At 60.3% G+C, this 20,940-nt stretch carries 22 protein-coding genes; 9 read left to right on the top strand and 13 right to left on the bottom strand.

Features of this window, described 5'->3' with window-relative positions; genetic code table 11:
* Window positions 1–58: 58 nt before the first annotated feature.
* From rutF to PH605_RS10370, 7 genes are all read right to left on the bottom strand, one after another.
* Window positions 59–583, bottom strand: a complete 525-nt coding sequence (gene rutF, locus PH605_RS10400) for an NADH-dependent FMN reductase RutF (RefSeq protein ID WP_065655575.1) — start codon at window positions 581–583, stop codon at window positions 59–61.
* A 26-nt stretch (window positions 584–609) separates the two neighbouring features.
* Window positions 610–1,200, bottom strand: a complete 591-nt coding sequence (locus PH605_RS10395) for a malonic semialdehyde reductase (protein WP_059760057.1) — start codon at window positions 1,198–1,200, stop codon at window positions 610–612.
* Between the two features lie 16 nt (window positions 1,201–1,216).
* The gene (gene rutD / locus PH605_RS10390; protein WP_161987857.1) at window positions 1,217–2,008 is read right to left on the bottom strand and encodes a pyrimidine utilization protein D; all 792 of its coding nucleotides are present in this window, start codon (window positions 2,006–2,008) and stop codon (window positions 1,217–1,219) included.
* 13 nt (window positions 2,009–2,021) lie between these two features.
* Entirely contained in the window at window positions 2,022–2,408 is a 387-nt protein-coding gene (gene rutC / locus PH605_RS10385; protein WP_003492069.1) for a pyrimidine utilization protein C, read from the bottom strand.
* 25 nt (window positions 2,409–2,433) lie between these two features.
* Window positions 2,434–3,174, bottom strand: a complete 741-nt coding sequence (gene rutB, locus PH605_RS10380) for a pyrimidine utilization protein B (RefSeq protein WP_142844953.1) — start codon at window positions 3,172–3,174, stop codon at window positions 2,434–2,436.
* Window positions 3,171–4,262, bottom strand: a complete 1,092-nt coding sequence (rutA, locus tag PH605_RS10375) for a pyrimidine utilization protein A (RefSeq protein WP_142844954.1) — start codon at window positions 4,260–4,262, stop codon at window positions 3,171–3,173. Before rutA ends, rutB begins: the two co-directional genes overlap by 4 nt.
* 460 nt (window positions 4,263–4,722) lie before the next feature.
* Entirely contained in the window at window positions 4,723–5,334 is a 612-nt protein-coding gene (locus PH605_RS10370; protein ID WP_078051649.1) for a biliverdin-producing heme oxygenase, read from the bottom strand.
* 305 nt (window positions 5,335–5,639) lie between these two features.
* Between PH605_RS10370 and PH605_RS10365 the strand changes: the two genes are divergently transcribed.
* The 9 genes from PH605_RS10365 (at window position 5,640) to PH605_RS10325 (ending at window position 14,572) form a co-directional block, all read left to right on the top strand.
* A complete protein-coding gene (locus tag PH605_RS10365) occupies window positions 5,640–6,524 on the top strand; it encodes a dihydrodipicolinate synthase family protein (RefSeq protein ID WP_142844955.1) in 885 nt (294 codons plus the stop codon).
* A gap of 21 nt (window positions 6,525–6,545) precedes the next feature.
* Window positions 6,546–7,202 (top strand): GntR family transcriptional regulator, encoded by a 657-nt coding sequence (locus PH605_RS10360; RefSeq protein ID WP_020810165.1) that lies wholly within the window; start codon window positions 6,546–6,548, stop codon window positions 7,200–7,202.
* A gap of 105 nt (window positions 7,203–7,307) precedes the next feature.
* A complete protein-coding gene (locus PH605_RS10355) occupies window positions 7,308–8,639 on the top strand; it encodes an ABC transporter substrate-binding protein (protein ID WP_065655582.1) in 1,332 nt (443 codons plus the stop codon).
* The gene (locus tag PH605_RS10350; RefSeq protein ID WP_078051647.1) at window positions 8,639–9,577 is read left to right on the top strand and encodes a carbohydrate ABC transporter permease; all 939 of its coding nucleotides are present in this window, start codon (window positions 8,639–8,641) and stop codon (window positions 9,575–9,577) included. The genes PH605_RS10355 and PH605_RS10350 overlap by 1 nt, the downstream gene beginning before the upstream one ends.
* A 14-nt stretch (window positions 9,578–9,591) precedes the next feature.
* Window positions 9,592–10,413: a carbohydrate ABC transporter permease gene (locus PH605_RS10345; protein ID WP_174039668.1), complete on the top strand. Its 822-nt coding sequence runs from the start codon at window positions 9,592–9,594 to the stop codon at window positions 10,411–10,413.
* 29 nt (window positions 10,414–10,442) lie between these two features.
* The gene (locus tag PH605_RS10340) at window positions 10,443–11,501 is read left to right on the top strand and encodes an ABC transporter ATP-binding protein (protein WP_078051645.1); all 1,059 of its coding nucleotides are present in this window, start codon (window positions 10,443–10,445) and stop codon (window positions 11,499–11,501) included.
* A gap of 21 nt (window positions 11,502–11,522) precedes the next feature.
* Window positions 11,523–12,482 (top strand): sugar kinase, encoded by a 960-nt coding sequence (locus PH605_RS10335; RefSeq protein WP_142844956.1) that lies wholly within the window; start codon window positions 11,523–11,525, stop codon window positions 12,480–12,482.
* A 144-nt stretch (window positions 12,483–12,626) separates the two neighbouring features.
* Window positions 12,627–13,685 (top strand): P1 family peptidase, encoded by a 1,059-nt coding sequence (locus PH605_RS10330; RefSeq protein ID WP_142844957.1) that lies wholly within the window; start codon window positions 12,627–12,629, stop codon window positions 13,683–13,685.
* Window positions 13,686–13,705: 20 nt separating this feature from the next.
* A complete protein-coding gene (locus PH605_RS10325) occupies window positions 13,706–14,572 on the top strand; it encodes a D-amino-acid transaminase (protein WP_142844958.1) in 867 nt (288 codons plus the stop codon).
* Window positions 14,573–14,579: 7 nt separating this feature from the next.
* Here the strand turns inward: PH605_RS10325 and PH605_RS10320 are convergent, their stop codons facing one another.
* The 6 genes from PH605_RS10320 to PH605_RS10295 all read right to left on the bottom strand — a co-directional run bounded on the left by PH605_RS10320 (window position 14,580) and on the right by PH605_RS10295 (window position 20,938).
* Complete coding sequence (locus PH605_RS10320) at window positions 14,580–15,476, bottom strand: LysR substrate-binding domain-containing protein (RefSeq protein ID WP_142844959.1); 897 nt, start codon at window positions 15,474–15,476, stop codon at window positions 14,580–14,582.
* Window positions 15,477–15,730: 254 nt separating this feature from the next.
* Window positions 15,731–17,242 carry a serine hydrolase domain-containing protein gene (locus PH605_RS10315; RefSeq protein WP_142844960.1) on the bottom strand — a complete coding sequence of 504 codons (1,512 nt, stop codon included), beginning with the start codon at window positions 17,240–17,242 and terminating at the stop codon, window positions 15,731–15,733.
* Between the two features lie 212 nt (window positions 17,243–17,454).
* On the bottom strand, window positions 17,455–18,195 hold the full coding sequence (locus PH605_RS10310; RefSeq protein ID WP_137003976.1) for an ABC transporter ATP-binding protein: 741 nt from the start codon (window positions 18,193–18,195) through the stop codon (window positions 17,455–17,457).
* On the bottom strand, window positions 18,192–19,022 hold the full coding sequence (locus PH605_RS10305; protein ID WP_004443518.1) for an ABC transporter ATP-binding protein: 831 nt from the start codon (window positions 19,020–19,022) through the stop codon (window positions 18,192–18,194). Before PH605_RS10305 ends, PH605_RS10310 begins: the two co-directional genes overlap by 4 nt.
* A 3-nt stretch (window positions 19,023–19,025) precedes the next feature.
* Window positions 19,026–19,928, bottom strand: coding sequence for a nickel transporter permease (gene nikC, locus PH605_RS10300; protein ID WP_004433196.1), 903 nt, complete (start codon window positions 19,926–19,928; stop codon window positions 19,026–19,028).
* Complete coding sequence (locus tag PH605_RS10295) at window positions 19,925–20,938, bottom strand: ABC transporter permease (protein WP_065656219.1); 1,014 nt, start codon at window positions 20,936–20,938, stop codon at window positions 19,925–19,927. The genes nikC and PH605_RS10295 overlap by 4 nt, the downstream gene beginning before the upstream one ends.
* Window positions 20,939–20,940: the final 2 nt, after the last annotated feature.

Genomic DNA, 20,940 nt, shown 5'->3' with positions numbered 1-20,940 from the left:
GTTTCCGGGAGGCCGGAAACGCCCTTTCTATAGTCCGAGAGGAAAAACTCCCGCTGGATCAAAGCACCCGGTAACGCCGGTTGAAATACATCAGCGCCTCATCGCCTTCATTGATCTTCATATCCACAACCTCGCAGATCAGAATATCATGCGTGCCGCCGTCATGCGCCTCACGGATGCGGCAGTCGAAAGAGACAAGCGCGTCCTCCAGAACCGGCGCGCCGGTTTCAAGCACACCCCAGCTCCCGGCGGCGAAACGCTCTTCCGCCGGCGTCTTGCCGCCGAAAAGCGTGCTCAGCACCTCGTGATGGGCGGCGAGCGTGTTGACGCAGACGACGCCATTGGCCTTCACCACCCTGTAAGCGGAAGAATTGCGGTTGAGGCAGATAAGAAGGGTGGGCGGATTGTCGGAAACGCTGCAAACCGCCGTCGCTGCAAAGCCTGCACGGCCTGCCGCCCCGTCCGTGGTGACGATATTGACCGCCGCACCGAGCCGCGCCATGGCGTTTCTATAATCGAGGCTGCGCTGCTGTGCAGTCTTCGTCTCCATTTCCGCTTCCTTTTCAAGAGACATCATCTGCATCTAACCCATCCTTCCTTAACAGGCCATCAAGCCAGCACACAGGCGTCTTCGAAGCCAAGGCGGGGCAACCGTCCGAAAAGCTTCGACGGATCGCCATAGCCGAGATTGATCAGGAAATTGGACTTCCACGTCGTGCCTGCGAAAAACGCCGCATCCACCTTGCCTTTGTCGAAACCGGACATCGCCCCGGTATCAAGTCCCAACGAGCGGGCTGCTAGGATGAGATAACCCGCCTGCAAAGTGGCATTGCGGAAGGCCGTTTCCTCGGCCACGGCCGGGCTGGAGGTGAACCACGAACGGGCATCGGCATGCGGAAACAGCATCGGCAGTTTCTCGTAAAATTCGCGGTCGATGGCGGCAATCACGGTGACGGGTGCTGCCATCGTCTTTTCGAGATTGCCCGACGAAAGCGCTGGCCGCAGTTTTTCTTTCGCTTCCTGGCTGCGCACGAACACGAAACGTCCCGGCGAGCAATTGGCTGAGGTCGGACCCATCTTCGTCAGATCGTAAAGCTCTCTCAGCGTCTCGTCGCCGACCGGCTTGTCAGCCCAGCCATTGTGGGTGCGCGCCGCGGTGAAAAGTGCTGCAAGTGCCTTGTCGTCGAGTGCTGTCGTCATTGTCCTAAAAATCCCGTCAGAATGTTCGTGTTGCCGGTAGCAGAAACTGCAAAAGCCGGGCATTGAAAAGGTCAGCTTCAGTAATATTGACCGCATGCGCCCCGAAATCGAGAAGGCAGAGTTCCCCCTGCGGCAAACCCTCAGCGAGACGCACGGAGCGGGTGTAGGGCACCAGGAGATCGTCTTTCGTGCCCACCACCAGAACCGGATTGCCGATCTCGCCGAGGCGACTATCGACGTCAAAGGCCCTCAGTGCCGCGATGCGCCGAAGCACATTCCCCTTGCCCTGAAAATGCGCGACGCCATGGGCATCGTCCCGCGCCAGCCGCTCCTGATGTTCCGACATCCAGGCGGCCGGATAAAGAAACAGCGGCTGGGCTTTCACGAAAGCCTCAACGCCGGATTTCTCCAGAAGCTCGATCCGCACATCAAAGCAGCGCCCGGAATGCGGATCCGCCTTGCTCCAGGCATTGATCAGAACGAGCCTGTCGATAAGGCCGGGCTGGCGCAGCGCGATATCGAGGCCGATCAGACCGCCAAGCGCATGACCCATGAAGTGGAATTTCTCGAGGTTCAGCGCCGAGACGATTTCCAGCACATCATCCGCCATCGCCGATATGCCGCCATCCAGCGGCACCTCGCCGCCGGTCCTGCCGGTTCCGCGATGATCGTAGGTGACAATCCGGAAATGATCGGCAAGGGCTTCGATCTGCGGCGTCCAATAGGCGCCCGATCCGCCCAGCCCCGATGACAGCAGGATGGTGGGCGCCTCAGGATCAGTCCGGCCATGAACCTCGAAATGCATCATCTGCCGTTTCGCCCTATTTGCCGATATGGGCGACGGTGGCGATTTCCACCAGCGCGTCTGGCTTTACGAGGCCGCACTGGATGCAATAACGCGCCGGCTTGTCGCCGGGGAAATATTCGGCATAGACCGTGTTGACGGCCTGGTAATTCGCCCAGTCGGTGATGAAGATATGGTTCATCGTCACGTCCTCCATCGTGCCGCCGGCGGTTTCGATGACGGACTTGATGGTTTCGAGAACATGGCGGGTCTGGGCGCTCGCATCGCCCACATGCACGACATTATTGTCCTTGTCGAAGGGCAGCGTGCCGGAAACGTAAACCACGCCATCGGCAAGGGTTCCCGGCGAAAAGGGAGCGATGGGTTTGCTGGTGCCGGCGGGCACGACGATCTTCTTCGGCATTTCGTTCTCCTCTTGTGGTTGGATATCAAGCGCTGACGGGTGCGGCCTGCGAGATGACGCCGCAGAAATCATTGACGGTGGCGACCCAGCCGAAAAATTTCTCGACATTGTAGACCGTCGCCTGCTGGATATAGTCCGGGCCCAGATGATGCGTGGCATCCTCCAGCATGACCCCGAAATATTCGAGATGGAAGGCATCGCGCAGCGAGCTTTCCACGCAGACATTGGTGGCGATGCCGACAAAAACCAGATTGCGGATGCCGCGGGCGCGCAGCACGCTATCCATATTGGTATTGAAGAAACCGCTGTATCGCGTCTTAGGCACCAGAATATCGGCGGGCTGCGGCTGCAACTCGTCGACAATGGCGTAGTCCCAGGTGCCTTTGGCCAGCAACTGGCCCTGCAGTTCCGGGCGTTTGCGCATGGTCTTCAGCGCATTGGACTTGTGCCAGTTGGGCGAACCTGGCCCGCCCGCCTCGACGTAGTCCTTGTCCCAGCCATTCTGGAAATAGATGACCTGAACGCCTGCCGCCCGCGCCGCATCCAGCGTCTTCTTGATGTTGGCGATGGTGCCCTTGGCCCCGGAAATATCGAAACCGGCCAGATCGACATAACCGCCCTCGGTCGAATAGGCGTTCTGCATGTCGACCACGACAACGGCGGTCTCGCTGGGTTTCAGGGTGATCGGCTCCGGCCTTGCGGGAAGCGTCACACTTTCCGAACGGCTTTCCGGCCCCTTGTAACCCGCCACGACGGCTTCACTCATTCCGCAGCCTCCAGTGCAGCCTGAACATGCGCGCGGCTCTTCATCAGCGGCTGCACATATTTGCCGAATTTCTCGACGCCTTCGAGGAAGTCGTCGAAGGTCAGCATCACGCCGCCCGTTCCCGGCACTTCGCTCATCTCGTCCAGCATCGCCGCCACTTCCTCATAGGAGCCGATCAGCGTTCCCATGTTGATGTTGACCGCCGAGACGGGATTGGACATGTGGCGAACATTGGTGTCGGAGCCGGATTTGGTGTCGACAGCGCTTTGCAGGCCGAGCCACTTGATCGCATCCTCATCTGCACCGGCCTTATAGTGCTCCCATTTCGCCCAGGCATCTTCGGATTTTTCCTCGGCAAGGATCATGGTCAGCACGACGGACTTAACCTCGCGGCCGGTCTTTTCCGTTGCCGCCAGCAGCCGCTCATTGGTGGGTGCGAAGGCCTTCGGCGTATTGACGCCGACGCCGAAGCAGAAGCTGTAATCGGCGAACTTGGCCGAAAACGCCATGCCGGAATTGGAAGAGCCGGCGCAGATGAGTTTGACGTCGCCCTGCGGCACCGGCTTCATGCGGCAATCCTCCATCTGGAAGAACTTGCCCTTGTAGTCCGACTGGCCCTCCGTCAGCAATTCCTTGAGGACTGTCGTATATTCGCCGAGATATTCATAACGATCACCGAAATAATCGTCGCCCGGCCAGAGTCCCATCTGGCTATATTCCGGCCGCTGCCAGCCGGTAATAAGATTGATGCCGAAACGGCCGCCGGAAATGGAGTCGATGGTCGTCGCCATGCGGGCTACGATGGCCGGCGGCATGACCAGCGTTGCGGCCGTGCCGAACAGCTTGATCTTGGAGGTGACAGCGGCAAGGCCCGCCATCAGCGTGAAGGATTCCAGATTATAGTCCCAGAACTCGGTCTTGCCGCCAAAACCGCGCAGCTTGATCATCGAGAGCGCGAAGTCGAAACCATATTGCTCCGCCTTCAAAGTGATGGCCTTGTTCAGGTCGAAACTCGGTTTGTATTGCGGCGCGTTTTCTGACAGCAGCCAACCATTGTTCCCGATCGGGATAAAAACACCAACTTCCATCTTGCTGTTCCCTTTTTTGCATCAGGTGTCTCCTGACTTGGCAAAAGAGTAGCAGGTTCTGTGCCAGACCAAATAAAATAATTTTATCAAATGGATAAAATTTTGGAGGCGAATTATTTTTACCAAAAGATAAAAATTTTATCATTCGATAAAATTATTTGCCTGTTTATTCGGCAAATATCGAACGCAATCTGCGGGAAATGGGCGGCTCTTATATCGGTCGCGGAGCGTTGCGCGGCATCCCAAAACCTCCCTCCGTCATGCCGGCCTTGAGCCGGCATCCAGCCACGGCGCGTCTGCGCCGTGAGAGGAGCCTTTCGCGATCAAGGACTTGATCGCACTGGACCCCGGTTCAAGTCCGGGGTGACGGTGCAGGGATTTTACGACTCAATCGAACACACACGTGCCACGGGGCACGTCTGCGCGATGAGAACAAGAATCGCAAAGCTATGCCAAAATCTCAGGCGAGGCGTTGCCGCGCATAGGCATGCACGGCCCGGAAAGCGGCTTCCGCACCGGCGATGACCCGCTCTTCCTCTTCGACCGTCAGCGAAATCTCATCGAGAGCGGCGGTGAAAGTGCGCCAGTGCAGGCCGCGTCCTTCCGGGGCGCCGGCCAGATGGCGCGCGCCGAAGTCTTCATTCAGACCAAGCTTGGCCGCATCCTTCAGCAGGAAAGCAGCGCCCAGATTGGAGCCTTCAACCACATAAAGCCAACCCATGGCCTCCGGCAGATCGAACGGCATTTCACCGGTGAAGCGCGGCTCGGCGGTTTCGGGAATGGCAAGACCGAGATCGGCAAGGTCCTGCTCGATCATGGAGAGACGGCGGCGGCCCTTGAGATCAGGAAGCAGGCCATCGAGCGTCGCATTGGAAAAGAAGACATCGAGGTCACGATGAAAAAGATATTGCGTTTCCACGAATTTGCCGAAGTTCTCCCGGCTCTCGAACGGCTTCGATGCCATGATGAAGGCATCGAGATCGCCATGCGCGCCGCGCGTCGCAGCTTTCAGGCGCTTGACGCGGCTCTGCTCAATGTCTGCTACAGGCGCTGACGGCTCCGCAATGGTCATGATGATGGTCCCTTTATCCCTAATATTCAGATTGCTGATAAAAATCTTTACTCCAACAGTCAAATTTATTTTCGCATTTATCCGCTCGCCCTGCAAAGAGCATAAGCGCGCTGTCACCAAGGTAAAGCAGCCTTCCTCTCCCTGCACAACCCTTCCATCCCCACGCCTCGCAACGTTGCCCCGCAACGCACGCCGAAGCGAATTCCTCGCTTCCCTTCTTCCGAACAATCAAACTGCAATTACCTCTTTACAACTAACATGTCAGCGCGTTATCAATGCGCAATCACCTTCGAGGAGCATCTTACTTGACCCAGAAATTTGGCCTTTCGGCAGCCCTGACCACTCCTTTCAAAAAGGACGGAACGGTCGATATCGACGCCATGATCGCCCATGCCCGACGCTGCCTTGAAAATGGCTGCGACAGCGTGACACTCTTCGGCACCACGGGCGAAGGATGCTCCGTCGGCAGCCGTGAACGGCAGGTCATTCTCTCCCGCTTCATCGAGGCCGGCGTTGCGCCTTCCCGTCTGGTCACCGGCGTTCTGGTGGATTCCATCGAGGACGCCGCCGACCAGTCGGCCGAGGCCCTGAAGGCCGGCGCCCGCAATATTCTTCTCGCCCCGCCCTCCTATTTCAAGAATGTCAGCGATGACGGCCTGTTTGCCTGGTTCTCGGCGGTGTTCGAAAAGATCGGCAAGGGCGCTCGCGACATTCTCGTCTACAACATCCCTTCCGTGACCATGGTGACATTGTCGGTCGAGCTGGTTGGACGGCTGAAAAAGGCATTCCCCGGCATCGTCACCGGCGTCAAGGATTCCTCCGGCAACTGGAGCCATACCGAGCGTCTGCTGAAAGAACATGGCGATCTCGCCATCCTGATCGGCGATGAGCGCGATCTGGCGAAGGGTGTTCGCCTCGGCGGTCAGGGCGCGATCTCCGGCGTCGCCAATTTCCTGACACAGGAAGTCCGCGCCATGGCCGTCGACGGCAAGGACGACAAGCGCGTCGAAGATCTTGTTGTGGAACTTCTGAAATTCCCGGTTACACCAGCGGTCAAGGTGCTGGTATCACACACGACAGGGGAAAATATCTGGTCGGACGTGCGCGCACCGCTCGTCGCCATTTCACCGGAGGACCGGCGGCAGATCGAAGGCGCGTTCGATTCGCTGTTTCGCAGGCAGGCCGCCTGAACAGACCTTGAAAGGTTGAGCATGGAAGATACCGGCGAACAGACATTGCGGGAACGGGCGTATGAAAGCTTTACGCATCACCTTCTCTCGCGCGACGTTCGCCCGGGGCAGTTCATCTCGCAACGCCGCCTCGTGGAGTTGACGGGTCTGCCGCTGGGGGCGATCCGGGAGGCCATTCCGCGGCTGGAGGCGGAAGGCCTTATCAAGACCGTGCCGCAGCGGGGGTTGCAGGTCGCCCATATCGACCTCAATCTCATCCGCGAGGCGTTCCAGTTCCGCATCTTTCTCGAAAAGGAGGCTGTCGCGCTTTTTACCCGCTCGGCCTCCGACGAGGCAATCGCAAAGCTTTTAAAACAGCATCGCGACATTGCCGAAGCGGCTGAAAATGGCGGGGAATCGCCGGAACTGGACGAGCATGCGCAGCAGGTGGACTGGGGCATGCACGACGCCTTCATCGATGCGCTCGGCAACTCGATCATCTCGAACGCCTACCGGGTCAATTCCATCAAGATGCGCCTCATCAATCAGGAGCGCTTCCGCATCGCCGGCCACGTGAAGTCGGTGATGAAGGAACATCTCGCCATTCTCGAGGCCATCGAGAGGCGATCCGTCGAAGACGCCGTGGAGCGGCTGACCGCCCATATCCGCAACGCAAGGGACAGGGCGCTGGCGGTTTAGGGCAATTCCGGCAGGGACTGAAGAGGGTTCTGCGCCGGGATTGCAGGAAAATAAGCAACAAGCCGGGGTGAGGAGAATTTCCGGCTAATCTGGAGGAGAACTGACATGACGCATTCATTGCTCAACCCCACGCGTCGCGCCTTTCTGGCAGGCACGGCGGCGCTTGGCGGCGGCGCGATGCTCGGCATTCGCCCGGCATCGGCGGCGGTGAACTGGAAAAAACACGCCGGCACCACGCTTGAGGTCAATCTCGTCAAAAGCCCGCGCAGCGAAACGCTGATCAAATATCTCGGCGAATTCGAAGAGCTGACCGGCATCAAGGTCAATGCCGAAGCCACCCCGGAACAGCAGCAGCGCCAGAAGGTCGTGATCGAGCTTTCCTCCGGCAAACCGAGCTTCGATGTGGTGCATCTGAGCTACCACGTGCAGAAGCGCCAGTTCGAAAAGGGCAAGTGGCTGGCCGATATCAGCGGCTTCCTGAAGGACCCGTCGCTGACCGACCCTTCGCTTGCGGAGAAGGATTTTGCCGAGGCCGGTATGCTATTTGCCAAGGATAGCGACGGCGTGCTGCGCTCGCTGCCCTTCTCGGTGGACTACTGGATCGTCTACTGGAACAAGGAGCTCTTCGAAGCCAAGGGCCTGAAATACCCTGAGACCTTCGAGGAACTGGTGACGGCGGCGGAAAAGATCACCGATCCCGCAACCAACACCTATGGTTTCGTTGCCCGTGGCCTGAAGAACGCCAATACCCCGGTCTGGACCTCGCTGATGCTGGGTTACGGCGCAAAGCCCATCGGCGCGGATGGAAAGGTCAACACCGAGTCCAAGGAGGCGGTTGAAGCGGCCAAGCTCTATCAGCGCCTGATGACGAAAGCCGCTCCTCCCGGCGTCTCCGGCTTCAACTGGGCAGAAGCGCAGTCGGCCTTCCTCCAGGGCAAGATCGGCATGTGGTTCGATGGCGTCGGTTTTGCGCCGCCAATCGAAAACCCGGAAAAATCCCGCGTCGTCGGCAAGGTCGGTTACGGCGTCATGCCGAAGGGCCCGGCAACCCAGGCCGCCGGCACTTTCGGCGATGGTCTCGGTGTTGTCGAAGCCAGCAGCAAGAAGGAAGCCGCTTACCTCTTCTGCCAATGGGCGATTTCGCATGAAATGGGCGCGCGTCTGTTGCAGGCGGGTGCCGGCGTTCCATTCCGCCAGTCCATCCTCGAAGACCAGAAGGTGCGCGAAGGCGTGAAGATGCCGGCCGCCTGGCTGGATGCGGTCGTCGGTTCCGGCAAGGTCTCGCAGCTTGCGCTGCCCGTCATCATTCCGGTGACGGAATTCCGCGATATCTACGGCGTCGGCCTCACCAACATGATCGGCGGCGCGGATCCTGCCGCCGAACTCAAAAAGGCGACGGAACAGTTCGCACCCGTTCTGGCGCGTAGCGAGGGATAATGGCCTCCGTGAGCATCGAAAACACCAAAACAGGCGTCAGTCGTAAAGAAGGGAGCGGGCCGGCAAGGCTTGCTCCCAACTACTGGCCCTTCGTCATACCGGCACTTGTCGTCATTTCGGCGGTAATCGTTTTTCCATGGGTCTTTACCCTCTGGATGAGCGCGCATCGCTGGACGCTCGGACAGGAGCAGAGCTTTATCGGTTTCGAGAACTACATCCGGCTCGCCAGCGACGCCCGGTTCTGGGAATCGCTCTGGCACACGCTCATCTATACCGTGCTGTCGGTCGTCGCTCCGCTGTTCCTCGGAACATTGGCGGCGCTGGTTTTCGATGCGCAGTTTCCGCTGCGCGGTTTTCTGCGCGGCGTCTTCGTCATGCCGATGATGGCGACGCCGGTCGCCATCGCGCTCGTCTGGACCATGATGTTCCACCCGCAGCTCGGTGTCCTGAACTATCTGCTCTCCTTCATCGGCATCGGCCCGCTGGAATGGATCTACAACCAGTCCACCGTCATCCCCTCGCTGGTGCTGGTGGAAACCTGGCAATGGACGCCGCTGGTCATGCTGATCGTGCTCGGCGGGCTCGCCGCAGTGCCCCGCGAACCCTATGAAAGCGCCGAAATCGACGGCGCCAATGCCTGGCAGAAGTTTCGTTATCTCACCATGCCGATGATCGCGCCGTTTCTGATGATCGCTGTCATCATCCGCTCCATCGACGCCGTCAAAAGCTTCGATATCATCTATGCGATGACCCAGGGCGGACCCGGCACGGCATCGGAAACTATAAACATCTACCTCTACAATACGGCGTTTGCCTATTACGACATCGGTTACGGCTCAGCCATGGCCGTCGTCTTCTTCATCATCATCGTGGCGCTCTCCTTCGTGCTTCTGATGGTGCGCCAGCGCTCGCAATGGAACGAGATGGAGGAACACTGATGTCCGCAAAAATCCTGAAACGCAGAAATCTCGACCGGCTCGGCCTGTTCTTCGTGGCGCTGGTGATGATCTCGCCGGTCATCCTGTTCTTCATGTGGATGATCTCGCTGTCGCTGAAATATGAAATCGACAACGGCGCTTATCCGCCAATCCTGATCCCCGAACGTTTCGCCTGGTCGAACTATGTGAAGGTGTTCGAAGAGAACAATTTCTTCCTCTATTTCTGGAATTCGGTCCTCGTCACCGGTGCGGCCACTATTCTCGCGCTCGTCATCGGCGTGCCCGCCGGTTACGGCATCGCCCGGCTGAAGGCGGAAAAGTCGGCTGTGGTCATCATGATCGCCCGCATGACGCCCGGCCTCTCCTTCCTCATTCCGCTGTTCCTGCTGTTCCAATGGCTGAACCTGCTCGGCACGCTCTGGCCACAGATCATCATCCATCTGGTGGTGACGGTTCCGATCGTCGTCTGGATCATGATCGGTTATTTCGAGACCACGCCTAAAGAGCTGGAAGAGGCGGCAAGCATCGACGGCGCATCCTCCTGGCAGGTGTTCCGGCTGGTGGCGCTGCCGATTGCCAAGCCCGGCATCGTCGTCTCCTTCATCCTCGCGGTCATCTTCTCGTGGAACAACTTCGTCTTCGGCATCGTGCTGGCCAGCCGTGAAACCCGCACCCTGCCGGTCGCGGTCTACAACATGCTGTCCTTCGAACAGGTGAGCTGGGGTCCGCTTGCCGCCGCAGCTCTGATCGTGACGCTGCCGGTGCTGCTGCTGACCATGTTCGCACAGAAACAGATCGTGGCGGGTCTCACCGCCGGCGCCGTCAAGGGCGGCTGAACCAAACAAATCATAACGGGAACCTGCACATGGCACCGGTCAATATCCAAAATGTCCAGAAGCGCTTCGGCGCGGTCAACATCATCCACGGCATCGATATCGACATCAAGGATGGCGAATTCGTCGTGCTCGTCGGCCCTTCCGGCTGCGGCAAGTCCACCCTGCTGCGCATGATCGCCGGGCTGGAGGAGTTGAGCGACGGCGAAATCCACATCGGCGCACGCGAGGTCAGCCACCTGCCCGCCCGTGACCGCGACATCGCCATGGTGTTCCAGAACTACGCCCTTTATCCGCATATGACGGTCAAGGATAATATGGGCTTCGCGCTGAAGCTGAAGAAGGTGAGCGCCGAGGAAACCAAGGCCAAGGTCGACAGGGCCGCGGCCATTCTGGGGCTGGAAAAGCTGCTGGACCGCTATCCGCGCCAGCTTTCCGGCGGCCAGCGCCAGCGTGTCGCCATGGGCCGCGCGCTGGTGCGCGATCCGCAGGTGTTCCTGTTCGATGAGCCGCTTTCCAACCTCGACGCCAAGCTGCGCGTGCAGATGCGCGGCGAGATCAAGGCCATGCACCAGCGCATCGGCACCACCACCATCTATGTCACCCACGACCAGGTGGAAGCCATGACCATGGCCGACAAGATCGTGGTGCTGCATGATGGCGTCATCGAGCAGATCGGCGCGCCGCTGGAGCTTTACGACAATCCCGCCAACCTCTTCGTCGCCGGCTTCATCGGCTCGCCCGCGATGAATTTCATTCGCGGCCGGGTGGAGGAAGGTGTGTTCCGCACGGCGAAGGGCCTCAGCCTGCCGCTGCCCGCCAATGCCGATATCGGCAAGCTGGGCGGCCGTGACCTCGTCTACGGCGTGCGGCCGGAACATATCCGCGCCGCTGAGAGTGGCATTGAAGGCCGGGTCGAACTGGTCGAAGGCACCGGCTCGGAAATCTATGCCAAGCTGAATTGCAAGGGCGATGACATTGCCTGCCTGTTCCGCGAGCGCCTCAATGTCCGCTTCGGCGATACGATCCACATTGCCATCGATCCGGCAACCGTGCATCTGTTCGACAAGGACAGCGGCAAGCGTATCTGACAGGTGACAGGAGTGAACAGCATGGCAGACAAACAGGGCGGCAAGCATGTGCTCTGCGTGGGTGCCGCCGTGCTGGACACCCTGTTTCGTGTGCACGACATGCCGAAGGGCGAAGGCAAGGTCCTGCCCTATGAGATGCTGCAGATTGCCGAAGGCATGGCGTCGAGTGCTGCCTACGCCGTCCATCGCATGGGGGGCCGCGCCAGCCTCTGGGGCGCGGTGGGCGATGACGAAACCGGTACCCGCATCCTGGGCGATCTCAGTGAAAGCGGCATCGACACATCAGGCATGACGGTTGCACCCGGCGCACGCTCGGCCCTGTCGACAATCATCATCGATGACCGGGGAGAACGGCTGATCGTGCCTTTTTACGATCACCGGCTGCATGAGAAAAAACGCACCTGCACGCCGGAGGATATTGCTCCTTTCGATGCCATCCTGGTGGATGTGCGCTGGCCGGAACTGGCGCTCGATGTTCTGACTGTGGCACGCGCGCTTGGCAAACCGGCCATTCTGGATGGCGACGTTGCTCCGGTAGAGACGCTTGAAAAGCTCGCTCCCGCCGCAACCCATATCGTCTTTTCCGAACCCGCCGCCGCCCGGCTCACCGGACTTGAAACGGTGAAGGACATGCTGCCGATGCTGCATTCCCGCTACCCGCAGACCTTCATCGCCGTCACCGCCGGTCCACTAGGCTGCTGGTGGACGGAAGCCGGCGATCCCACGGTGCATTTCCAGACGACCATGCAGGTTAAGGCAGTCGATACCCTGGCGGCGGGCGATATTTTCCACGGCACGTTTGCACTTGCGATGGCTGAGCGCATGGAAAGCCGCGCGGCCATCCGCCTCTCCTCCGTTGCCGCCGCGCTGAAATGCACGATCTTCGGCGGCCGCATCGGCGCACCAACGAGCGAAGAGACGGAAGACGCGATGCGCCAATGGCTGGAGCGTGAAGGCGAACCCGCGCTGCGCGCCTCCTGAGCGCATCCATTGCCCGCATAAAACTATTCCATTTTTGCGATGCCGTTTCGCGGCGAAGTAGTCTAACGTCAAGTCAGAGCAAAGCTTTTCATGAAGCCGCGCCTTTTCCACCTTGAGCCCGTATTCCGCAAAAGTGATCGCCCGATGCATCAGACGACCCGCCCGAGACTGCGCGATATCGGTTTCCGGCCCGGCCATTTCGAGACCGGCCCGCTCAACGCCATCACCGATGTCGAAGGCGTGACCATCGGCCATTCGACCGTCATCGAAGGCGACACGATCCGCACGGGCGCAACCGCGATCCTGCCGCATGGCAGTAATCTCTTTCAAGACAAGGTGCCCGCCGCCTTCGCCGTCTATAACGGCTTCGGCAAATTTGCGGGTTCCACCCAGATCGAGGAACTCGGCGAACTCGAAACACCCATCATCCTCACCAATACGCTGGCAACTGGCCGGGCCATCGAGGCGATCAACCGCCATACGCTGGCACAGCCGGGCAATGAGAAAGTCGTCTCGATCAATGCCGTCGTTGGCGAAACCAACGATTCCCGCCTGAACGACATCCGTGCCGGCCGCCCGACCATCGAGGAAATTTCGGTCGCGCTGCAAAACGCGGCCACAGGCCCGGTGGCCGAGGGCGGCGTGGGTGCCGGAACCGGCACGGTGGCCTTCGGCATGAAAGGCGGCATCGGCACCGCATCCCGCATCGTCACCATCGCCGGAACGACCTATACGCTCGGCATTCTCGTGCAGTCCAACTACGGCGGCCATCTGCTGGTCTGCGGCAGTCCCTATGTCAGCCCTGACCACAAGGACAAGGACGGCTCGATCGTTATCATTGTGGCAACCGATGCGCCGCTCTCCTCCCGCAATCTAAAGCGTCTGGCCGCCAGAAGCTTCGGCGGGCTGGCACGCACGGGTGCCGCGCTCAGCAATGGTTCTGGCGATTACGCGCTGGCATTTTCCACCGATGAGCGGCTGCGCCGCACGCCCACGCGCCGAAAGGCCGTCGCAGACTATCCAGAACTTTCCAACGATGCGATTTCGCCGCTCTTCGAAGCCGCGATAGAGGCGACGGAGGAGGCGATCCTCAACTCGCTCTGCGCCGCAACCACGACAACCGGCTTTAATGCCGGCACCGGCAAGGCCTCCACGGTCGAGGCCATTTCCATCGACGCCCTTAAAACCCTTCTTTCAGCCTGACTTTTCCAGACGGAGTTTTCATGACTAGCCCATCCGGTCGCATCGTTTACGTCAACGGCGAATTCCTGCCCGAAGCGGACGCCCGCCTTTCCATCTTCGACCGCGGTTTCCTGTTCGGCGACGGCATCTATGAAGTCACCTCGGTTCTGGAAGGCAAGCTGATCGATAGCGACCTGCACATGGCCCGGCTGGAGCGCAGCGCCCGCGAAATCGACGTGACCCTGCCTGTCACGACCAAGGAAATCGTCGAGGCCGAGCGCCGCCTGATCGCAGACAACAATCTCGTCGAAGGCATGATCTATCTGCAGCTGACGCGAGGTGCTGAAGACCGCAACTTCCTGTTCTCCGCCGATCTGAAGCCAACGCTTGTCATGTTCACCCAGGCCAAGAAGCTGATCGGCACCCCGGTCGAAGAAGCCGGCATCGCCGTCAAATCCGTTCCCGACCAGCGCTGGGAACGCCGCGACATCAAGACCGTCTGCCTTCTGCCGCAGGTCATGGCAAAGCGCATCGCCAAGGCCGAAGGCTGTGACGAGGCGTGGATGATCGAGGATGGTTTCGTGACCGAAGGCGCTTCCTCCACCGCCTATATCATCACCGGCGACAAGAAGATCATCACCCGCGGCAACAGCAACAAGACCCTGCCCGGCTGCACCCGCCTCGCCGCCCTGCAACTGGCCAGGGAAGCCGGCTTCACGCTGGAAGAGCGGCCCTTCACGCTGGAAGAGGCGCTGAATGCCGACGAAGCCTGCCTGACCAGCGCCTCCAACTTCGTTGTCTCTGTAACGAAGATCGACGGCAAGCCGGTTGGCAATGGCAAGCCCGGCCCGCTCGTCAGCCGTCTGCGCGCGCTCTATCTGGAAAACGCCCGCCGCACCGCGATTTAAGCAAACATCAGCCTTCGAGAACCGCCCATATACGCTCGACAACGGGCCGGCGGTTCTCCTTGGAACGATAGAGCCGGATATCGACGGCAATATCGAAACTGTCATCGGCGGCACGCACCAGCGCGCCGCTGTCCAGCTCCTGCCGCATCAGGCTTTCCGGCACCCAGGCGACACCCCAGCCGGCCATCGCCATGGCTTTCAGCCCCACCGACATGCTGCCCTCATGCACCCGCTCGAATTGCGGCAGGCGCGCGCTCAGCAGATCGCGCAGCAACGGCCCGAAGAACGAAGCCTTTTCATAGTCCAGATAGGCGAATGGTTTTTTCGCATCTTGCTGAAGCGCGTGCAGCGGTGAACCGTCTTTTGCGGGCGCTGAAACGGGAATGATCTTTTCCGCACCGAGCACGCGAAACTCGAAAAGCTGCGCATCGAGCAGCATCGGCACTTCGTGATGGGCATAAGTCAGAAGGAAATCGCTCTGCCCGTCCACCAGCGAATTGAGATTTTCCTCCATGCTGCCGGAATCCGGCCGCAGAACCGAAAACAGCGGCCCGGCCTTCTCGTTCACCCGTTTCAGCCAATCCGGGAAGAAAGTGAAGGACAGGGTGTGCAGGGCCGTCAGCCGAACCGTCTTCGCATCCTCGCCATCCTCCTGCAACAGGGTGCGCCGGGCATGATAGAGCTGTTTCAGCGTCTCCTGTGCCACCGGCACGAACTTCACGCCCGCCTCGGTCAGCCGCGAGGGGTAGGAAGCACGATCGACCAGCGTGGCACCCACCCAGGCCTCCAGCTGCTTGATGCGTCGGCTGAAGGCGGATTGCGTCACATGCCGCTCATCCGCCGCTTTCGAGAAATTGAGCGTTCCGGCCAACGCCAGGAAATCCTCGAGCCATTTGACTTCCAAGGGCCTGTTCTCCCACAAAGATGTTGTCCCGGCCTGCCGGGAACATGGGTCTTTATTAGGAGCAATGGAACCTGATTGAAACCCACTAGAAACTTCGGACTGTGAGGAAACAGCCCGAGCCTCGCTCTCGTCATCCTTGGGCTTGTCCCAAGGATCTAAGCACGTCAACAAAATCAATCGCTTGCAGATCCTCGGCACAGGCCCGAGGATGACGTCGAATTTGTCGGGCGCGACGGGATCGGTTTCAGACCCCGTTAGCAGCTTCTGGAATACTCGATCATCCGCGCCCGGCTTGATACCAGCTCGATCCGGTCGTCACCCAGCCGGTTGAGGCAGACGCGCTTCGTCCACGGCCCATCGATGAGCGTGAAGAGGAAACGGCCATTACCGAGCGCCTTCAGAGGCATGCTCCGGCGCGTGGGGCCGATGCCCATCGTCAGAGAGGAACCGCTGATGATAAATTCCGCGCCCTCATCCGAGCGCCACGAGCCCGAAAGATCATCCGGCACCGCATGATCGCCGACCGGCAGGAAGCGGCGGGCGGCGTGGCCGGCGTCGCCGACAATGGCATCACCCTCTAGCCTGAGGCGCATCGGAGACGATGCGGAACGGGAGGAGACCCAGCCATCCGCATCCTCATAAAGCGTGTCGTCACCATCGATGAAGGTCGACGTACTGCCCTTGATTTCCAGCCACCACGGCCCGCTTTTGGTCACGTAAAGGCCTTCCGGCAAGCTGGCGGCCGGCTTGGGCAAAGGCAGGCCGGTGAGGGCCGCCATGCTTTCAAGTGCGATCTTGAAGCCGTTGGTATCCTCGCGGTTCGACACCACGACAAAACCCGTGCCATTTTCCGGATCGAGCAGAAAGTAAGTCTTGTAGCCCGGATGCGAACCGCCGTGACCGACGAAGCGCCTGTCTCCCAGATGCGACCAGCGCAGGCCGAGACCATATTCGCTCATTCGCCCATCGGCCAGCGAACGTTCGGCAGAGAGCCTGTTGAGAACACCCGCAAAGCTGCCCTCGCCCCGCATCAGCCCCTGCAACCAGCGGGTCAGCGCTTCGGCGCTGCCGGCAAGACTGCCCGAAGCGGAAATATGCAGACCGGCGGCCGAAAGCTGCCAGTTGTCTTCAGCCTTCCAGTAACCCGGCACCAACCCGTCGACAGGATCGTTCCAGACATCCGGCGCCTTCAGGAACACGCCGAAGGGACCGGCAATCTGCGTCTGCACGAAATCATCGAAACGGAAACCGCGACGCTCCAGCGCCGCTTCCACCAAACGGTAGCCCGTATTGGAATAGGAAACCTCGCTGCCGGCAGGGAAATTCAGCCGAGTGAGCCGCGACAGATAATCGAGAAGCGGGCCGGCCTTTGTCTCCGTGTAAACGGAAAGACCAAGCAGTGAGAGGCATTCCCGCGTATCCGGCAGCCCGCCACTCATATCCAGCGCCTGCCCCACCGTCACCTCGCGGAGCGGCGATTGCAGCTCCGGCAGATGTTTGCCGAGCGGATCGTCAAGCCCGATCAGATCGGAATGGGCAAGCACCATGGCGCAGAAAGCGTGTTTGGTGACGGAGGCATAACGCACCACGCTCTGCGGCGTGAAAGGTGCGAATGTCGAAAGGCTCTCGACACCGCCCGCATGGGCAAAGCGAATGCCATCGAGATCGAAACCAATGACCGCCCCGCCCGGCTCGTTGCCCGCCCATTGCGAGACGAAGCTCTCGGCAAGCGTTGAAGCGGCATTCCAGTCGAATTGCTGTGGCATGGTTCGGTCTCGTGTCTTGTCGTCTCTACAGAAAGCCTCGGCATCGCCGCTTGTTTCTTCTCCCCGAGGGGGAGAAGGTGGCCCGAAGGGTCGGATGAGGGGGCAACGGTAGAGATTTACGGGAAGCTTGCCCCCTCATCCCGCTGCCGCGGACTTCTCCCCCTCGGGGAGAAGAAACTCGTGGCACCCGCTCGATCCTTGGTAGCGGGGACTCAGGCCGGCTCTTCCAGCCGGATGCTCAGGCTGCGCAGCTCTTCCGTATGCGGATGTTTCGTGCGGCCTTCGCGCAGATCGCCAGCGCTCAGTTGCTCCACCATTTCGCCGTTCAGCATCACGCCAACCTGCGGGCACAGATGCGCGATGACCGCCAGATTGTGGCTGACGAGAATATAGGTGAGGTTGCGCACCGCGCGCAGGTCCTGCAACAGGTTCAGAATTTCCGCCTGCACCGAAACATCGAGCGCCGACGTCGGCTCGTCGAGCAGCAGCACCTGCGGATCGGCGATCAGCGCACGGGCAATGGCCACGCGCTGGCGCTGGCCGCCGGAAAGCTGGTGCGGGAAACGGAAGCGCACCGCCTGCGGCAACGCCACATCCGAGAGCGCCTGCTGGATGCGCTTTTCGATATTGTCCATGCCATGCACCAGCGGCAATTCGCTGAGAATGCGGTCGATGGTCTGGCGCGGATGCAGCGAGCCATAGGGGTCCTGAAACACCATCTGCACCTGCCGGAAGAATTCCGGCGTGCGCTTCAGCGGCGCATCCTTGCCGGCAAAGGCGATGCGGCCTTCCCAGCTTTCATTCAGGCCGGCCATGGCGCGCAGGATGGTGGACTTGCCCGAGCCGCTTTCGCCGACGATGCCGAAGCTGCCGCCCTTTTCCACCGAAAAGGACACGCCCTTTACCACTTCGCGGTCGCCGAACTTGATACGGAGATTATCGACGTCGATCATTGGCTGGACCACGCTGCATCACGGTTGAGAACGGGAAGACGCTCGCGCGGATGCGTCAGCGAGGGAATGCAGTTCAGCAGTCCCTGCGTGTAAGGATGCTGGGCTTTCAAAAGCTCGGAAGCCTTCAGTTCCTCCATCACCCGGCCTGAATACATGACAGCGACGCGGTCGCAGAAATGCGAAACGAGCGGCAGGTCGTGGCTGATGAGGATGAGGCCCATGCCGCGTTCCGATACCAGCTCCTCGATCAGCCGCAGGATTTCAGCCTGCACCGTGGCGTCAAGCGCGCTGGTCGGTTCGTCGGCGATCAGCAGTTCCGGATCGGGCGCGAGCATCATGGCGATCATCACGCGCTGGCCCATGCCGCCGGAAACCTCATGCGCATAGGATGAGGCAACCTGGCGCGGATTGCGGATCTTCACCTGATCGAGAAGCGCGATGGCCGCTTCCATGGCGGCACGCTTGCTGCCGCCCTTGTGGGTGCGCCAGGCTTCAGCCACCTGCGCGCCGATGGTCTTTACCGGGTTCAGCGAATATTTCGGGTCCTGCAGGATGAAGCCCGCCCGCTTGCCGCGGATCTGGCGCATCTGCCTTTCGCTGGCCGACAGCACGTCGATGCCGTCGAAGGCGAGCTTGTCGGCGCGGATATCCGCATTGGAGGGCAGAAGCTTCATCAGCGCCCGGGCCGTCAGGCTCTTGCCGGAACCGGATTCGCCGACGATGCCGAGCTTTTCGGTGCCGAGCTTCATGGAGACACCACGCACCGCCTCGAAACGGCTGGTGCGGGTCTGGAAAGCGATCTTCAGATTTTCGATTTCGACCAGCATGGCTCAATGTCCCTTCGGGTCGAGAACGTCGCGCAGGCCATCGCCTAGGAAGTTGAAGGCGAGCGAAACGAGGAAGATGGCGATGCCCGGAATGGTGGCGACCCACCATTGTTCGAAGATGAAGCGCTTGGCTGTCGCAATCATCGCTCCCCATTCCGGCGAAGGCGGCTGTGCACCCATGCCGAGGAAGCCGAGGCTGGCGGCGGTGATGATGATCGAGCTCATGTCGAGCGTGATACGCACGATAAGGCTCGGCACGCAGAGCGGCGCGATATGCCGGGCGATGATGCGCCAGGCGGAAGCACCGGTCAGCCTATAAGCCGCAACGAAATCGCTGCCGCGCACCGTCATGGTTTCGGCGCGCGCCAGACGCGCATAGGGCGGCCAGGCGGTGAGCGCGATGGCGAGAATGGCGCTTTCAACACCGGGCTTCAGCGCCGCAACGAAGGCGAGCGCCAGAATGAGACGCGGGAAAGCCAGGAACACATCCGTCACCCGCATCAGCACCGTATCGACAATGCCGCCGAAATAACCGGCGATGCAGCCGATGGCGAGGCCAATGGGTGCGACGAGAACGACGACGGCAATGACCATGCCGAGCGTGACGCGGCCGCCATAGAGAATGCGCGAGAGAATATCGCGACCGAGCTCATCCGTGCCGAACCAGTGTTCGGCGCTCGGAAACGCTAAGCGATTGCCGAGGTTCTGCGTCGCCGGATCGTAAGGGGCAAGCAGCGGCGCCAGCAGCGACAGCGCGATGAAGAGAACGATGATCGTAAGCCCGATCACCGCCAGCGGGTTGGACTTGAGGTTCAGCCAGATGCGATACCGGTTGCCCCAGGCAGCCTGTGTTCGCGAATGCGGCGTCTCATCCAGCGCCCAGTTTCTGAAATTAGCTAACATCATCGAACGCGAGGATCCATAACTCTGTAAAGCACGTCTGCGAGCAGGTTGAGGGCGACATAGATGAAGCCGATCAACAGGGTTGCTCCGACGACGGGGTTCATGTCCGCGTTCATGAGCGAGACGGTGAGATATTGGCCGAGACCCGGCCAGCTGAACACAGTTTCCGTCACCACCGCACCTTCGAGGAGGCCGGCATAGGTGAGTGCGAGAACCGTGATGAGCTGCACGGCGACCGTCGGGAAGGCATGGCCCCAGATCACGGTCATGGCCGAAAGCCCCTTGGCGCGGGCGGTGATGACATATTCGCCCTTCAGCGCGTCGATCATGAAGGCGCGCGTCATGCGGGTGATATAGGCCATGCTGAAATAGGCGAGAATGCAGACGGGCTGCACCATGTGGGCGATGGCGTCGTAAAAGGCGTCCCAGTCGCCGGCAAGCAGCGTGTCGACCGTCATCAGGCCGGTAACCTGCGTGATCATGCCGTCATAGATGATGTCCTGCCGGCCCGGTCCCGGCGCGACGCCAAGCGTTGCGTAAAACACGAGCAGCGAAATCAGCGCCAGCATGAAGACAGGTACTGAGTGACCGGCAAGGCAGACCACGCGGATGACCTGATCGGTCAGCTTGCCCTGCTTGACGGCCGCCCAGACACCGAGCGGAATGCCGATCAGCGCAGCAAGGATGAGAGCTGCGGTGGCAAGTTCGAAGGTGGCGGGGAAAACGCGCTTGATATCGATCCAGACCGGATTGCGGGTCAGGATCGAATTGCCGAAATCGCCATGCAGGACCTGCGAGACATAATGGAAGAACTGCACGACCAGCGGCTGGTCGAGACCCATTTCGGCCCGGACCCGCACGATGACGTCTTCGGGCGCGTTATCGCCGACCGCCGCGATGACGGGATCGACGGGCATGACGCGCCCGATCATGAAGGTGATGATCATCAAACCGAACAGCGTCAGAAGGACGCTGCCCAGTATCGACGATATGCTTTTAACGCGCTTGTTCAATG

Origin of the sequence: Agrobacterium sp. CFBP 3001 (assembly GCF_027871605.1) — a bacterium.
Taxonomy (GTDB): domain Bacteria; phylum Pseudomonadota; class Alphaproteobacteria; order Rhizobiales; family Rhizobiaceae; genus Agrobacterium; species Agrobacterium leguminum.
This window is presented reverse-complemented; position numbering and strand designations above follow the sequence as displayed.

Coding starts and splice junctions, on each gene's coding strand:
- rutF (WP_065655575.1), bottom strand. CDS start 583: ATGCAGATGATGTCTCTTGAAAAGGAAGCGGAAATGGAGACGAAGACT.
- PH605_RS10355 (WP_065655582.1), top strand. CDS start 7,308: ATGACGCATTCATTGCTCAACCCCACGCGTCGCGCCTTTCTGGCAGGC.
- PH605_RS10315 (WP_142844960.1), bottom strand. CDS start 17,242: ATGCCACAGCAATTCGACTGGAATGCCGCTTCAACGCTTGCCGAGAGC.
- nikC (WP_004433196.1), bottom strand. CDS start 19,928: ATGATGTTAGCTAATTTCAGAAACTGGGCGCTGGATGAGACGCCGCAT.
- PH605_RS10310 (WP_137003976.1), bottom strand. CDS start 18,195: ATGATCGACGTCGATAATCTCCGTATCAAGTTCGGCGACCGCGAAGTG.
- PH605_RS10395 (WP_059760057.1), bottom strand. CDS start 1,200: ATGACGACAGCACTCGACGACAAGGCACTTGCAGCACTTTTCACCGCG.
- rutD (WP_161987857.1), bottom strand. CDS start 2,008: ATGATGCATTTCGAGGTTCATGGCCGGACTGATCCTGAGGCGCCCACC.
- PH605_RS10330 (WP_142844957.1), top strand. CDS start 12,627: ATGCATCAGACGACCCGCCCGAGACTGCGCGATATCGGTTTCCGGCCC.
- PH605_RS10325 (WP_142844958.1), top strand. CDS start 13,706: ATGACTAGCCCATCCGGTCGCATCGTTTACGTCAACGGCGAATTCCTG.
- PH605_RS10340 (WP_078051645.1), top strand. CDS start 10,443: ATGGCACCGGTCAATATCCAAAATGTCCAGAAGCGCTTCGGCGCGGTC.
- PH605_RS10350 (WP_078051647.1), top strand. CDS start 8,639: ATGGCCTCCGTGAGCATCGAAAACACCAAAACAGGCGTCAGTCGTAAA.
- rutC (WP_003492069.1), bottom strand. CDS start 2,408: ATGCCGAAGAAGATCGTCGTGCCCGCCGGCACCAGCAAACCCATCGCT.
- PH605_RS10370 (WP_078051649.1), bottom strand. CDS start 5,334: ATGACCATTGCGGAGCCGTCAGCGCCTGTAGCAGACATTGAGCAGAGC.
- rutB (WP_142844953.1), bottom strand. CDS start 3,174: ATGAGTGAAGCCGTCGTGGCGGGTTACAAGGGGCCGGAAAGCCGTTCG.
- PH605_RS10360 (WP_020810165.1), top strand. CDS start 6,546: ATGGAAGATACCGGCGAACAGACATTGCGGGAACGGGCGTATGAAAGC.
- PH605_RS10305 (WP_004443518.1), bottom strand. CDS start 19,022: ATGCTGGTCGAAATCGAAAATCTGAAGATCGCTTTCCAGACCCGCACC.
- PH605_RS10335 (WP_142844956.1), top strand. CDS start 11,523: ATGGCAGACAAACAGGGCGGCAAGCATGTGCTCTGCGTGGGTGCCGCC.
- rutA (WP_142844954.1), bottom strand. CDS start 4,262: ATGGAAGTTGGTGTTTTTATCCCGATCGGGAACAATGGTTGGCTGCTG.